The organism is Streptomyces griseus, assembly GCF_900460065.1.
Taxonomy (GTDB): domain Bacteria; phylum Actinomycetota; class Actinomycetes; order Streptomycetales; family Streptomycetaceae; genus Streptomyces; species Streptomyces griseus.
This window is the reverse complement of sequence record NZ_UAVD01000033.1, coordinates 55,064-68,616: the sequence shown is the minus strand read 5'-3', so window position 1 is coordinate 68,616 and position 13,553 is coordinate 55,064. Positions and strand designations below refer to the sequence as shown.

The following is a 13,553-nucleotide window of genomic DNA, read 5'->3' as shown; positions in this document are numbered from 1 at the left end:
CTCTCCCCGTACCGCTCCGCGCCCCGTCCGTTCAGCGGACAAACTCCCGGGTGCGGCTTCATCGGACCGTAGGAGAAATCCCCCATGAGACACCTCCCGACCGCCCTCGCCTCCGCCGTCGCCGGCCTCGGCCTAGTCGCCGCGCTGGGTTCGGCTCCCGCGGTCTCCGCCGCTCCTGCTCCCGCCACCTCCACCCCCGCCAGCATCGCCGCGTACAACGGGTCGGGCGAGAACGCCGCCGCGAACCGGGCCTTCTTCGACGCGGTCATGAAGTCGGTCGCCGAGAAGCGGGCCGCCAACCCGGGAGCCCAGGCCGTCACGGTCACCTACAGCGCGGCCTCCGCCCCGAGCTTCCGCACCCAGATAGCCAACAGCACCCGCATCTGGAACAGCTCGGTCTCCAACGTCCGGCTCCAGGAAGGCTCCAGGGCCGACTTCACGTACCGCGAAGGAAACGACCCGCGCGGATCGTACGCCTCGACCAACGGGCACGGCCGTGGCTTCATCTTCCTGGACTACCGGCAGAACCAGCAGTACAACTCGACCCGCGTCACCACGCACGAGACCGGACACGTGCTCGGCCTGCCGGACAACTACTCCGGACCGTGCAGCCAGCTGATGTCCGGCGGCGGCCCCGGCCCCTCCTGCACCAACGCCCAGCCGGACGCCAACGAGCGGGCCCGGGTGAACCAGCTCTGGCAGAACGGCTTCGCGGCCGCGTCGGTCCCGGCCGGCTCCTGACCGGGAGCTGATCGCTCCACCCGCATGAGTGGGGGGCCGTTCCGGGCAGGAACGGCCCCCCACGCCGAGCATTCTCGCGTCCTCGCGGGGTAGGCGGACGGCACGCCCTTCCGAGGAGGAACCATGTCCGGACTGATCACCCGCCTCACGCGATTCACCCGCAGCCCTCGTGGCCGGCGGACCATCGAGTCGGCCCGACGTGCCGCGGCCGACCCCCGCAAGCGCGCCCAGGCTCGCGGTCTGCTGGGCCGACTGCGCGGACGCCGGTGACCCCGGCGCTCCGCGAAGGGGGACCGCCGTCGGCCGTTCCGGCAGCGCCGAGCAGGCCGACGGCGGTACGGTCCCCCCGTGGACCGGGGACGCGCGCGGTCGTGGACCGCGGCGCCGACCGCTCAGGAGGGGGACGTCAGGTCGCCCCAGTCGAGGCGGAGTACGGCCAAGTCGTCGGAGTGCCGTCCGGCGTTCAGCCGGTGGGTTTCCCTGATGAGCCGGTCCACGTGGGCAGCCGGTTCCGCGGGAGGCAGGTTCTCGATCAGGGTGAGGAGTCCTTCCACGCCGAGCCGCTCCCGGTCCGCACCGCCGTGCCCCTCGGTGAGTCCGTCGGTGTAGAGGGTGAGGGCTCCGCTGGGCGGCAACGGAACGGTGGTGGAGGGCCAGGAGCGGAGGCCGGGGACGATCCCGAGCGCGATGCCGTGTGCCGCGGTCACCTCATGGGTCCCCTCCGCTGTGGTGAGCAGCGGTTCATGGTGACCGGCGAGGTGGAAGGTGATCGTGGGGGCGTGCTGGTCCAGGGTGAGAACGGTGCACGTCGCGAACAGGGAGAGGCTGCCCCGTTCGGCGATCAGGATGCGTTCCATCAGGTGGAGCAGGTCCTCGCCGCGATGTCCGCCGAGAACGAGGGCGCGCCAGGCGATGCGCAGGAAGACACCGAGTGCGGCGGCGTCGGGGCCGTGGCCGCTGACGTCGCCGACGACGGCATGGAGCAGGCCGTCGTCGCCTTCGACCACGTCGAGGAAGTCTCCGCCCAGCAGAGCGAGTTCGGCTCCGGGCAGGTAGCGGGAGGTCACTCTTATCGATGAGGTGTCGAGCAGGGGCTGAGGGAGCAGGCCGCGTTCCAGGCGGGCGTTCTCCTCGGCGCGCTGGCGGGCCGTCTGGGCTTGGACGTTGGCGCGCTCGGTCTGGCTGCGGTGGACGGCGTAGCGGACCGTACGGTGCAGGAGGTCGGGTTCGACCTTGCCTTTGACGAGATAGTCCTGGGCTCCGGCGGCCATCGCGTCGCTGCCGGCCTGGGCTTCGGAGAGGCCGGTCAGGACGATTACGGCGGTGTGCGGGGCCAGGGTTCGTACGGCGGTGAGGGCGTCGATGCCCGACACGTCCGGCAGGTGCAGGTCCAGAAGGACGCAGTCGGCCCGGTCCGCGGTCAGTTCGGTGCGTGCCGCGGTCAGGGTGGTCCGGTGGGTGAGTTCGAAGCTCAGTCCGGAGTCGTGGAGGAGTTCCTCGACGAGGACGGCGTCGCCCGGGTCGTCCTCGATCAGGAGGATCCGGTAGTGGGACGGGTCCGGGGCGGCCTGCGGGGTGCCGGGCCCGGCCGCGGTCATCGTCTCCGCTCCGCGTCCGGGCCCGTCGCCTCGGACGGTTCGGTGGGGCCGGAGACCTGCGGCGGTTCGGGTGCCAGGGTGAAGGTGATGCGAGCGCCGTCGCGGTAGTCCGGGTCGATGGTGATGGTGCCGCCGTGGAATTCGACGATCTTCTTGCACATCGCCAGGCCGATGCCGCTGCCGCTGTAGGTGTCCTTGGTGTGCAGCCGCTGGAAGATGACGAAGATCTTTTCAGCGTACTCGGGCGGGATCCCGATGCCGTTGTCGGTGACCGTGAACCGCCACAGCCCGGACTCCGCCGCCGCCGTGACGTGAATCCTCGGAACCTCTCCCGGGCGGCGGAACTTGACGGAGTTGCCGATCAGGTTCTGCCAGAGCATGGCCATCTGGCTGGGGTCGGCGACCAGGGCGGGCAGCGGATCGTGAGTGATCGTCGCACCGGTCTCCTCGATGGCCACGCTCAGCGCCGACAGGGTCTCTTCCAGCACCGTGTCCAGCTCGATGCTCCGGTGGGCGTTGTGCACCCTGCCCACGCGGGAGAAGTTGAGCAGATCGCTGATGAGGGTCTGCATGCGGTTCGCGCCGTCGACGGCGAAGTCGATGTACTGGTCCGCCCGCTCGTCGAGCTGCCCCCCGTAGCGGCGCTGCAGGAGCTGGGTGAAGCTGGAGACCTTGCGCAGCGGTTCCTGGAGGTCGTGCGAGGCCACGTAGGCGAACTGCTCCAGCTCGGCGTTGGAGCGCTGGAGGTCGGCGGCCTGCACGTCCAGACGCAGCCGCGCCTCCTCGGTGAACGCCAGCTCCCGTACGAGGCGTCGTCGCATGGACTCGATCTCACCGCTGAGGCGTCGCAGGTCGGCCGGGCCGGTCGGGGTGATGGGATGGCCGAAGTCACCTGCGGCGATGATGCGCGCCTCGGCGCCCAGATGGTCCAGGGGCCGGTTGATGCCACGGCGCAGCCCCTCGAAGACGAGAGCGGCCAGAACGGCGATCAGCAGCGCGATGGCGCCGAACACCCAGTTCCGCAGGGTCACCGTGGACTCCAGGTCCGCACGGGCGTGGACGCGGTCCGCGCGCAGCCGCTCCTGCTGGTTCTCCAGGGCGACGCGTACGTCGTCGAAGGCGGCCTTGCCCTCGGCGACCCGCTGCGTGATCAGCGAGGAGGGGGCGCCGGGCGGGGCTGCGGCGATGGGCTCGGCCGTGTTCTCGTGCCACGTGTCCACGGCGTCCCGCACCGCTTCGAGGTCGTTCAGCCGGGCCCGGTCGTCGTGGAGCAGTTCCTCGAGCGACCGGGTGTGCGTCCTCTGGTCCGCGAGTCCCTGCCGATAGGGGGCCAGGAAGTCCGGCATGCCGGTCAGGCCGTAGCCGCGTATGCCGGTCTCCTGGTTGACCAGGGACGTCTCCAGGCGGAACGCGGTCGCGAGGGAGGGCGATCTCACGTCGGTGAGGTTGTTGCTGATCGTCTGGGTACGTTCGAGGACCCAGGCTCCCGTGACCCCGAGCAGACTCAGGATCACCAGCGCGCCCGTCATTCCCACGCGGAGCCAGCGGCGAGTCGTCCAGGTGGGCGTTCTCCGCGTGCGCGGTCGCCGTTCGTCGCCGGTCATCCTGGGTACTCCTTGCTGGGGCAGCCCTTCTGGTTGGCTGCGGCCAGCACACTCTAGACCCGATCGACAACGCATGTTGTCGCAGGTCTGTTCGGGGGCCTACAGTGCCGGGTATGCCCGGCAAGAACTTCGCACTGCGGACCACTTCCGAGGAGACGGCTGCCATCGCGGACGCGAGGATCAGCGATCTCGCGCATCGTCTTGCCCGCCAGTTGCAGGAAAGCCCGGCGCCTCCCGTGTCCGGTGATCCCGCGTACCCGCTGACCCTGCTCCACGTGCTGGACCAGTTGCAGCAGGCCTCGGAGAGGCTCCAGCGGCAGGCGGCCACGGACGCCGCACGCGCCGGGGCCGGCTATCCGCAGATCGGCGCCGCCTGCGACATGACCCGCCAGGGCGCCCGGCGCCGCTGGCCGGGACTCTTCCACCACTCGAACGAAAAACCCACGGAGCACCCGACGATGACCAGCCCCGCCCGCCCCTTCGACGTCCTGCTCGTCGAGGACGACATCGCCGACGCCATGCTCATCGAAGAAGCCCTCTCCGAGCGCGGGACCCGCAACCTGGTCCAGGTCACCGACGGAGTCGCCGCCCTGGAGCACCTTCGTGCCCCCGGCGCGGTCCGGCCCGACCTCATCGTCCTCGACCTGAACATGCCGCGCATGAACGGCCAGGACCTGCTGAAGGTCCTGAAGACCGACAACGACCTGCAGACCATCCCCGTCGTCGTGCTCACCACGTCCACCGCCCCGGACGACGTCACCGGCGCGTACACCAGCCACGCCAACGCCTACGTGACCAAGCCCGTCAACCTCGACGAGTTCGAGCAGGCCGTCCAGAGCATCGACGCCTTCTACCTCGACACCGCCACCCGGCCCCGCCCCTGAGCCGACCGGTTCCTCACCCAGCGGCCGACCCGTGCCGTCACCGCCGGGTCCGGGGATCGGCGGTGCACCGGGGTTCCCGGGCGGGCGGCGTGGCGGCGTGCCCCGGGAGCTGTGGCCGGCGCCTCTCCCCCGCCGGGCCCCGGATCGGCGAGGCGGGAGAGGGGCTCCGTTCGGGGATCACTCAGCGGTCGGCGAGGGCCCGGATCTCGGAGGCGATCAGCCGGGGGTCCTCCTCGGCCATGAAGTGACCGCAGGAGACGGTCCGGTGGCGCAGGTCCTCGGCCCAGGCGCTCCAGAGACCCTGGGCGTGGTAGCCGAGGGCGGCGCCCCAGTCCTGCTGGAGGACGGTCACCGGCATGGCCAGCGTGCTGCCCGCGTCCTTGTCGACGGTGTCGTGGTCGACGTCCACACCGGCCGAGGCGCGGTAGTCGGCGACGATCGAGGGCACGGCCGCCGCGGAGGCGGCGAGGTAGTGGGCACGGACGTCGGCGGGGAGGGCGTCCGGATCCTTGGTCCAGGCGTCGAGGAAGTAGCCGAAGAAGACGTCCGCGGCACCCTGGATCATGTCCTCGGGCAGGCCGGGCGCCTGGGCCATCAGATAGAGGTGGAAGCCGACCGCTCCGTTCACGCCGCGCAACGCGTCCCACATGTCGAGGGTGGGCAGGACGTCCAGGAAGAGGGCACGGGCGACGGCCTGCGGGTGGTCCATCGCGGCGCGGAAGGCGACCAGGGCGCCGCGGTCGTGCCCGGCCAGGGTGAAGCGGTCGTGACCGAGTGCGGCGGCGAGGCGTACGACGTCGCGGGCCATGGTCCGCTTGGCGTAGACGTCGGGTCCGGATGCGACGGGCTTGTCGCTGGCGCCGTAGCCACGCAGGTCGGGACAGATCACGGTGTGGTCGGCAGCGAGGTCGGCGGCGACGTGCCGCCACATCAGGTGGGTCTGCGGGAAGCCGTGCAGCAGCACCACCGGGGTGCCGCTGCCGCCGACTGCGGCCTTCAGGGTGACGCCGTCGTCGACGCTCACGCGGTGCTCGGTGAATCCGGGGATGGTCGGGGTTGTCACAGTGGGTCCTGGGGTTCGTGGGAGAGTGGACGGCCTGGACCTCTTCTTCGTCGGTCCGGGCTGTTCGTGGACGTCACCCAGGTTGCGGGCCGCGGATCAGCGATCGATGAGTGCCGACGCCGCACTCTCCGGCGGCGGCACCGCCTCGTCCGCGAAAGGACTCCGCCGTGAGTGTGCGATTCGGACTGCTGGGACCGGTCACGGCCTGGGACACGGACGGAGCGCTGCTGCTGGGTGCGCCCAGGCACCGGGAAGTCCTCGGGCGGCTGCTGATCGCCCGCGGCCGGGTGGTCCCGGTCGGCCGGCTGGTGGCCGACCTGTGGGAGGAGGAGGCCCCCGCGGGCGCGGTCGGCGCCGTCCGTACCTTCATCGCGGCCCTGCGGCGTGTGCTGGAACCCGGGCGCCCTCCCCGACAGCCGGGACGGCTGCTGGTCACCGAAGGCCCCGGGTACGCCCTGCGGGCGGGCCGCGAGGCGGTGGACGCCTGGCGGTTCGAGGACGCCGTCGCCCGGGCCGGTCAGGCCCCGCCCCGGTCCGCGGTCGAACTCTGGGACGAGGCGCTCGCCTGCTGGAGGGGGCCGGTGCTCGCTGATTTCCCCGCTGCCGCCTGGGCCGCTGCCGAGCGGGTACGCCTGGACGCGCTGCGCCTGGACGCGGTGGAGCGGCGAGCCGACGCCCTGCTGGCGACCGGCGCCGCCCGGGACGCCGTGGTCGACCTGCGCGCCCATGTCTCCGAGCACCCCGGCCGGGAGGACGGCTGGGTGCTGCTGGCCACCGCGCTGGACCGCGCCGGGCGGCGCGGCGAGGCTCTGCGGGCACTCGCCCAGGCCCGTGCCGCCCTGAGCGGAGGCGGGGGCGCCCTGGCACGGACCGAGGCGCGCATCCTCAACACGCGAGCGGACTCTCCGGCCGAACCGGCCGGGACGACCGACAGCATCTGGGGCCGGGCGGCGGCGTCCTGGGACCGCTCCGTGCCCGCCAGGTCCCGGGCGCGGCTGCACGCCACCGCCGGCCTCCTGCGTGACCTCGCGGTGACCGGCCCCGACGGGCTGGAAGAGGCGCACCGGCACCGGCGCGATCTGGTCGCGGCGGCGGAGACGACCGGCGATGCGGAGTTGGCCGCCCGGATCATCGGTTCCTACGACGTCCCAGCGGTGTGGACCCGTGCCGATGATCCCGAGGGCGCCGGTGAACTGTCCCGGGCCGCTGCCCGGACTGTGGCCCGGCTCGGCCCGCAGGGGCCGCCCGCCCTGCGCGCCCGGCTGCTGTCGGTGGTGGCGGTCGAGTCCCGGGGCGACGCTGCCGCGGACACCGCGCTCCCCATGGCCTCGGGCGCCCCCGCCACCGAGCCGTGGCGTCTGCGCGCCGAGCGCGCCGCGGACGAAGCCGTCCGGCTCGCCCGGCGTCTCGGCGACCCCGCGCTCCTGGCGTTCGCCCTCAACGGTGCCTTCATGCAGGCGTTCGCCGGTTGCGGGTCCGCCGCCCGCCGGGACACCCTCGGCACCGAACTGACCCGGCTGTCCGTCGACCACCAGCTCCCCGGGCACGAAGTGCTCGGCCGCATCATCCGCCTCCAGGCACGCGCCGGACTCGGCGACTTCACGGAAGCGGACACCGAGACCGAGGAGATCGACCGGCTCGCGGACCGCAACGAAAGGCCACTGGCCGGCGTCTTCACCGCCTGGTACCGGGCCTTGCGGCTCAGCGAGACGGAAGACTGGCCGGCCGCCCGCCACCGGTACGCACGGGTCCTGGCGGAGACCGCCGACTGCGGCATGCCCGGCCTCACCCAGGGGGCCGCCGCCCTGGTCGCGCTGGTACCCGTCATGCGGGGTGACGCCTTGCCCCACCCCGGCGACTTCGACGGCCTGGACCCGGGACCGTACCGGCTCTGGCTCGACCCGCTGTTGCTGGCCGCCAGCGGAGACACCGAGCGAGCCCGGCAGGCTCTCAGTACCGTCCCCCGGCCGCCGCACGATCTGCTCCAAGAGGCCCTGTGGTGCGTGCTGGCCCGAGCCGCGGCGTCCGTGGGGCACCTGCCGGTACTGCGCCGCGCCCGCAAGGAACTCGCCGCCGCCGGAACCGAGTACGCCGGCGCGGGCAGTGGCCTGATCTCCTTCGGCCCGGTCCTCCAGCACCTCGCCGCTGCCGACGCGGCCATCGAGACGCACGCCGGGCGCACCACCCGCGTGCCGGGCGTGTCCGGGACGCGTGCGGGCCCCGTACGGGACACGTCCCGGACGGAATAGGTCTTGAGCGGCTCCTCGACGGCCGGGAAGAGTGGCACCCCGTCAGGCCCAGGCATCGTCGGGCCCATCTTCGGTAGAGGAGCCTTCATGCGCATCCGTATGCTCGCAGCGGCTGGAGTTCTCGTCGGCATCGCGCTCACCGGGACCACGGTGGTCCCCGCCCATGCAGTGCCCACCCAGCCCGCGGCTGTCACCGAGGCGGCGGCCGGCTGGGCCATGTCGATCGGCGGACCTATCAGGAGCTGTGCTGCCGCCAGTTGCGGCGTTGTCTACCAGACGTCGTACGGGCAGGACGTCTACTGGGACCGCAGCCAAGTCAACTCCGCCGGCAACCGCTGGTACCACGTGACGTCCCCCGCCACCGGCTGGATCTACTGCGGGAACATCAGCGCTCCCTGCTGAGCGCACAGCGTGCTGTTCGCCTGGATTGATCGCACGGTTCCCGGGGCTCCGTGGAGGAACCCCGGGAACGCCCATGTCGTCAGCAGGACAGGTTCGCGGTCACCGCGCCCTCCAGACCGCTGGCGGGAAGGACCGGCTCCGTATGCGCCAGCGACCTGAGAACTGGACACGGCAGTCCGCGTTCAGTTCGCGCCGGACCCGCTCGGTGCGGCAGCGGTTCGCGGTGGCGGAACCAAATCGATCAGGAAGTCCTGGTCGGAAGCGCCGGAACAACGGCCCTGGACGACTTCCGTGCCCTCTTCGGTGTCCTGATCGCGCAGGCTCAGGCACTGACCGGTACTTACCGGGCGGATGAGGAAGCGGGCGGAGGCACGTGAGCCCACGTGGTCTACGCGGAACTGTTGGGCGCGGTTGCTGTCGGCACAGTCGTCTCGGGGTTCCAACAGGTTGCGCGCCGACCCCTTCGACAGGACGGTGAGGCAGCCGATTCCGTACTTCGGATGGTGCCACTGGATCTGCACCGTGTCCTTGCCCACTGGTTCGAGATACACCTCGGGCAGGCCGGCCGCCGTGCAGGACCGCTGGACGGCGACCGCGGTCGGGTAACGTCCCGTGCGGTCCCTGCCCTCGGTGAGACACCGTTCGGGTGTGCGAGCGGGATGGATCCGCACCCAGCTGCCCACGGCCAGCATGCGCAGCCCGTTCACCGGCGTCGCGGGCAGGTCGGCCGGCGCCGACGCGTCCTGGGACTGGCTGATGACACCGAGCGCGCTCGCGGCGCCGAGGAGAGCGGCACCGAGGAGACCGGCCGCGTAACGCGACCGCCGGGCACGCACTGCGACGGACGTGTCCGTGATCGGCACAGGTATGTCGCGATCATCATGTGTCTTCTGCTCAACCGGTACGGCCCAGTGAGTCGCGATGCGGCCGCGCACCTCGAGCCACTCGTCTGTCTCTTCATCCGTGAGACCGCAGGCGCGGGTGAATACCTCGACGAAACGTTCACGAGGAAGGGTGGAGCGGCCGAGGGCGCTCGCGGTCGTGCTGGTCGGAAGGGAGTCGCCGTGCGCGGCGGCTTTGGCTTCGAGGTGACGGTAGGACAACCCGGACCGGATGCGCAGTGTGCGAAGGGCCTCGATAAATTCGGCCGGTGACCTGGCCTGCGCCGGCTGTGGCAACTCTTGCTGCGAGCTGACGAAGCCGCCCCCTCCGTGGTCCATGGTTTCAGCATGGCCCCAGGGTTGGTAGTTGGGAACGTCGGAATCAGCCTCGTGCTGACCCTCGCTTTGCTGCGCCGGGGTTCTCACGAGACGCGCGTCGGTCGTCTCGTCATATGCCGAGGAAGGACCGCGCAGAGCCCGCGTCCGGGGACACCGGAGCAGGAAGGCTCTCGAGCACGGAACGAGAGTCAGCAACCGTGGATCGATAGCACCGCCGGCCGGCTGACCGAAGCAAGCCGTAGACCGCGGACGTCAAGGCGTGTCGCCGGAGTGGTGGAAGCGGCACAAGGCTCCGGTCCGCTCGCGTGGCTCGGTGGGCCGGCCACGCTCGGCCGGGCGGACAGCCCGGGTCCGTCAGAAACTCGGTTGGTTGCCTCCTCTGGGAGCGTGGCTCAGGTCCACCACGCAGAAGAGGTTGTCATCCGAGTCGGCCAGAACCGGCCGCGCGGGCAATGTCTGTGACGCCCAGGACAGGAATTCCGATTCTCAGCATGGGAGAGTCCGCGGTCGTTCGCTGGCTGAGGCGTTGGTTGCACAGCCTGCCGATGTGCGAGCCAGGGCGGTCAGGCTGCCGGGTAGGAGCTGTCGGCGAGAAGGCGCGCCAAGTGCGTGGCGTTGGCCGCGAGGGCCTTGGTGGTGGAGGCGACGGCGTCGGGGGTTTCGTCGAGGTCCTGGTAGTCGCTGCCGTGCATGGCTTCGCCGACCCAGTACGTGACCGCGCCGGGCGCGAGGGAGAAGCCGACGTCGTTGAGCCCCTGGAACACGTCCGCGCTGACCTTGTGCGCGCCGTCCTCGTTACCGACGACGGCGACGGCGGCGACCTTGCCGTAGGTGTGAGGGCGCCCCTGGTCGTCGGTCTCGGAGGACTCGGCGTTGAGGCGTTCCAGGACCCGCTGGCAGACGCTGGAGGGGTGGCCGAGCCAGATGGGGGTGGCGATGAGAAGGATGTCGGCGGCCAGGACCTTCTTCCGCAGGGCCGGCCAGGCGTCGCCGTCGCCCATGTTCACCCCGGTCCCCGGGCGGACGTCGTGGTCGGCGACCCGGACGATCTCGCCCTGTACGTCATGGCGTGCGAACTCGGCCATGACCTGCGTGGCGAGGTGCTGGCTGCTGGAGGGGGCGGGCGAGGAGTTCAGTGTGCAGACGAGAGCAAGAGCACGCATTGCGGAGCCTCTCCTTGATCTTGATGGGGGTGCGCGGGTATGGGCGTTACGGTGCGTGAGCGGAGAAATGCGGTGGCTTTCCGTGGTCCTCGGCGCGGACGCGGATGGTTGTGAGGGTGGGGTCGGCGGGGTCGGGAACGTTCGTGCCGGCCTCGACGCCGGAGCGCAGGTAGCGCAGGACGGGCTCGGTGATCCGCTCGCCGGGCAGCACGGCCGGGATGCCGGGCGGGTAGGGCGTGAGCATCTCGGCGGCGACACGGCCCACGGCCTTCACAGCGGGGACGTCCTCTGTCTCGGCGAAGAAGGCGTCGCGCGGCAGGCATACCTGGTCGGGACGGAGCTCGGCCGGTGCGGGCACGTGCACGGCGGGAGCGGGGCGGAGCGTGTGCGCGTTACGGGCCAGGTCCCGGAGAGCCGTCAGCAACCGGTCGGCGGTGGTGTGGTCGTCGGCGTGGGTGAACTGTGCGCTGATCCGGCGGTGGTCCACGAGGTGCATGTCGATGTGGTGGTGCTTGCGCAGCCAGTCGGCGGCCCGGTAGCCGGTGGTGCCCGTGGCCTCGATGTCGATGATCACGGGCAGCGGGTCGAATTCCGCGGCGGCGCCGGGCCCGCAGAAGTCGTCTGGCCCGTTGACGTGCATTCCCTCGATCTCCTCGATGCGTTGGCGCACCCTCGCTACGAGGTCGAGTGCTCGGGAGAGCAGGCGGTGGCCTTCCAGGACCATCTGTCGGCGCCAGCCGTCGATTCCGGCGTAGAGCAGCACGGAGGGGCTGGTCGTGCCGAGGAGGTCGGCCCGTGAGGCGAGCGTGTCGGGGTCGATCAGGTCGCCCTGGAGATGGAAGACGGAGCCTTGTTAGAGGCCGCTGCCCATTTTGTGGATGCTGGTGACGCAGACGTCGGCACCGGCGTCCATGGCCCAGGAAGGCAGGTCTGCGTGGAAGGGCAGGTGGGCTCCCCAGGCTTCGTCGACGATCAGCGGCTTGGAGCGCCGGTGGCAGATGTCGGCCATGGCGCGCAAGTCGGCCGCCGTGCCGTACGGAGTGGGGCTGGTGATCAGGGCACCACGTGCGTCCGGGTGGTCCGCGAAGGCTTTCTCCAGGGTGGCTGGGGAGGGTGGGTGGGCGAGGTGGCGTTCCGCATCCCACTGAGGTTCCAGCCAGACGGGCTCGATGCCGCAGAGGATGAGGCCGGCGATGACGGACTTGTGCGCGTCCCTGCCGACCAGCAGCTTCTGGTGGGGTGCGGCGACGCTGAGCATGGCGGCCTTGACCGACAGGGAGCTGCCGCAGGTGGAGAAGAAGGTGTGCTCCGCGTGGACGGCGTCGGCCATGAGGGCTTCTGCCCGCTGTAGTACGGAGGACTTTTCCCGGCGGTCGTCCAGCCCTCCTGTGGCGAGGACGTCTCCGAAGAACACCGCGTCGCCCAGCACAGCGCGCACGTCCGGAGCGGCGCCTCGCGCTTGCTTGTGACCGGGTGGGGAGAACCCCAACTCGCCCCGGTCCCGGTAAGCGGCGACAGCTTCGAGCACCGGAGCTTCATGATGGTCTGTGGCCATGGAAAACGCCTTCCCGACTCGGACGTTCCTCCAGCACCGATGCAGGGGGTGTGGGCTGCGGTGGTCAGGCTCGCGCGTTGTTCGGCTTGAGCTGTCGGATGGGCCTGTCGAGCTCGCGCTGGTAGAAGTCGATGAAGCCGTCGGGGTCCGGGCCGGCGTTCTGCATGACCAGCCTGTCGAAGCCCGCGTCTACGTAGCTCTGGGCGACCTCGATGTAGCGTCCGGGATCCGCTCCGCAGGCGAACTTCTCCAGGATGTCCTCCTCGCGCACGGTGGTGGTCGCGGCATCGAAGTTGACCGGATTGGGCAGCTCGCTCATCACCTTCCACCCGGTCAGCGCCCAGCGTGAAGTCTCCAGAGCCGCGCGCGCGGCGGTGTGCGCGTCCGCCGCCCAGGCCATCGGGACTTCCCCGTAGCACGGGCCGGCGCCACCGGCGTCACGGTAGCGCCGGACGATGCTCGGTTTGTCCTCCGTGGCGAACAGGCCGTCGCCCAGTTCGGCGGCGATGCGGGTCGACTCCCGGCCACTGGCCGCCACGGCGATCAGGGGCAGCTCGTCGGGAAGGTCGAAGACCCGTGCGTCCCGCAGCCGCAGGTGCTTCCCCTCATAGGACCGGTAGCCCCCGCTCCACAGCAGCCGGATGATCTCCAGGGCTTCCGTGAGCATTTCGTGCCGGGTGCTGACGGCGTCGGGAAATCCGGGACCGACGACGTGCTCGTTGAGCCGCTCCCCGGAACCGACGCCCAGGACGAAACGGCCCTCCGAGAGCAGGGCGAGCGTCGCCGCCGCCTGAGCGATGACGGCGGGGTGGTAGCGCACGGTCGGGCACGTCACCCCGGTCGCCAGACCGATCCGCGACGTCTTCGCCGCGATGCTGCCCAGGACCGTCCAGGCGAACGGCGAATGGCCCTGATTGTCGAGCCAGGGGTGGTAATGGTCGCTGATCTCCACGAAATCGAAGCCCGCCTCCTCAGCGAGCACGGCCTGCCTCACCAGCTCCGCCGGACCGAATGCCTCCGCCGCCAGCTTGTATCCCACCTGCATGTCGTCTCCTCGTTCCGCACATGACGTAG

At 70.9% G+C, this 13,553-nt stretch carries 11 protein-coding genes and 1 pseudogene; 5 read left to right on the top strand and 7 right to left on the bottom strand.

Annotated elements, in window-relative coordinates; all coding sequences use genetic code 11:
- Positions 1-84 precede the first annotated feature (84 nt).
- Both snpA and DTB53_RS36925 read left to right on the top strand, forming a co-directional pair.
- A complete protein-coding gene (gene snpA, locus DTB53_RS24720; protein WP_012382124.1) occupies positions 85-741 on the top strand; it encodes a snapalysin in 657 nt (218 codons plus the stop codon).
- Positions 742-864: 123 nt separating this feature from the next.
- Positions 865-1,011 (top strand): hypothetical protein, encoded by a 147-nt coding sequence (locus tag DTB53_RS36925; protein WP_003971003.1) that lies wholly within the window; start codon positions 865-867, stop codon positions 1,009-1,011.
- A gap of 122 nt (positions 1,012-1,133) precedes the next feature.
- Here the strand turns inward: DTB53_RS36925 and DTB53_RS24715 are convergent, their stop codons facing one another.
- Both DTB53_RS24715 and DTB53_RS24710 read right to left on the bottom strand, forming a co-directional pair.
- A complete protein-coding gene (locus DTB53_RS24715) occupies positions 1,134-2,339 on the bottom strand; it encodes a PP2C family protein-serine/threonine phosphatase (RefSeq protein ID WP_012382123.1) in 1,206 nt (401 codons plus the stop codon).
- Complete coding sequence (locus tag DTB53_RS24710; RefSeq protein WP_012382122.1) at positions 2,336-3,943, bottom strand: sensor histidine kinase; 1,608 nt, start codon at positions 3,941-3,943, stop codon at positions 2,336-2,338. The genes DTB53_RS24715 and DTB53_RS24710 overlap by 4 nt, the downstream gene beginning before the upstream one ends.
- A gap of 113 nt (positions 3,944-4,056) precedes the next feature.
- Here DTB53_RS24710 and DTB53_RS24705 point away from each other — a divergent pair, with 113 nt between their 5' ends.
- The gene (locus DTB53_RS24705) at positions 4,057-4,827 is read left to right on the top strand and encodes a response regulator (RefSeq protein ID WP_172595291.1); all 771 of its coding nucleotides are present in this window, start codon (positions 4,057-4,059) and stop codon (positions 4,825-4,827) included.
- Positions 4,828-5,008: 181 nt separating this feature from the next.
- On the opposite strand, the gene DTB53_RS24700 is transcribed toward DTB53_RS24705, so the two are convergent.
- Positions 5,009-5,890 carry an alpha/beta hydrolase gene (locus DTB53_RS24700; RefSeq protein ID WP_012382120.1) on the bottom strand — a complete coding sequence of 294 codons (882 nt, stop codon included), beginning with the start codon at positions 5,888-5,890 and terminating at the stop codon, positions 5,009-5,011.
- A gap of 167 nt (positions 5,891-6,057) precedes the next feature.
- On the opposite strand from DTB53_RS24700, the gene DTB53_RS24695 reads away from it, so the two are divergent.
- Positions 6,058-8,139 carry an AfsR/SARP family transcriptional regulator gene (locus tag DTB53_RS24695; RefSeq protein WP_012382119.1) on the top strand — a complete coding sequence of 694 codons (2,082 nt, stop codon included), beginning with the start codon at positions 6,058-6,060 and terminating at the stop codon, positions 8,137-8,139.
- A gap of 87 nt (positions 8,140-8,226) precedes the next feature.
- Complete coding sequence (locus DTB53_RS24690; RefSeq protein WP_106431737.1) at positions 8,227-8,541, top strand: hypothetical protein; 315 nt, start codon at positions 8,227-8,229, stop codon at positions 8,539-8,541.
- 182 nt (positions 8,542-8,723) lie between these two features.
- Here the strand turns inward: DTB53_RS24690 and DTB53_RS24685 are convergent, their stop codons facing one another.
- The 4 genes and pseudogenes from DTB53_RS24685 to DTB53_RS24665 form a co-directional block, all read right to left on the bottom strand.
- Positions 8,724-9,761 (bottom strand): RICIN domain-containing protein, encoded by a 1,038-nt coding sequence (locus DTB53_RS24685; RefSeq protein ID WP_042497771.1) that lies wholly within the window; start codon positions 9,759-9,761, stop codon positions 8,724-8,726.
- 563 nt (positions 9,762-10,324) lie between these two features.
- A complete protein-coding gene (locus DTB53_RS24675; RefSeq protein WP_003970995.1) occupies positions 10,325-10,924 on the bottom strand; it encodes a flavodoxin family protein in 600 nt (199 codons plus the stop codon).
- A 46-nt stretch (positions 10,925-10,970) separates the two neighbouring features.
- A pseudogene (locus DTB53_RS24670) lies at positions 10,971-12,479 on the bottom strand (aminotransferase class I/II-fold pyridoxal phosphate-dependent enzyme).
- A gap of 64 nt (positions 12,480-12,543) precedes the next feature.
- Positions 12,544-13,524 carry a TIGR03557 family F420-dependent LLM class oxidoreductase gene (locus tag DTB53_RS24665; RefSeq protein ID WP_012382114.1) on the bottom strand — a complete coding sequence of 327 codons (981 nt, stop codon included), beginning with the start codon at positions 13,522-13,524 and terminating at the stop codon, positions 12,544-12,546.
- Positions 13,525-13,553 lie beyond the last annotated feature (29 nt).

What these genes read in the sequence shown, in the direction of transcription:
- snpA (WP_012382124.1), top strand. Translation starts at nt 85, where the DNA reads ATGAGACACCTCCCGACCGCCCTCGCCTCCGCCGTCGCCGGCCTCGGC.
- DTB53_RS36925 (WP_003971003.1), top strand. Translation starts at nt 865, where the DNA reads ATGTCCGGACTGATCACCCGCCTCACGCGATTCACCCGCAGCCCTCGT.
- DTB53_RS24715 (WP_012382123.1), bottom strand. Translation starts at nt 2,339, where the DNA reads ATGACCGCGGCCGGGCCCGGCACCCCGCAGGCCGCCCCGGACCCGTCC.
- DTB53_RS24710 (WP_012382122.1), bottom strand. Translation starts at nt 3,943, where the DNA reads ATGACCGGCGACGAACGGCGACCGCGCACGCGGAGAACGCCCACCTGG.
- DTB53_RS24705 (WP_172595291.1), top strand. Translation starts at nt 4,057, where the DNA reads ATGCCCGGCAAGAACTTCGCACTGCGGACCACTTCCGAGGAGACGGCT.
- DTB53_RS24690 (WP_106431737.1), top strand. Translation starts at nt 8,227, where the DNA reads ATGCGCATCCGTATGCTCGCAGCGGCTGGAGTTCTCGTCGGCATCGCG.
- DTB53_RS24685 (WP_042497771.1), bottom strand. Translation starts at nt 9,761, where the DNA reads ATGGACCACGGAGGGGGCGGCTTCGTCAGCTCGCAGCAAGAGTTGCCA.
- DTB53_RS24675 (WP_003970995.1), bottom strand. Translation starts at nt 10,924, where the DNA reads ATGCGTGCTCTTGCTCTCGTCTGCACACTGAACTCCTCGCCCGCCCCC.
- DTB53_RS24665 (WP_012382114.1), bottom strand. Translation starts at nt 13,524, where the DNA reads ATGCAGGTGGGATACAAGCTGGCGGCGGAGGCATTCGGTCCGGCGGAG.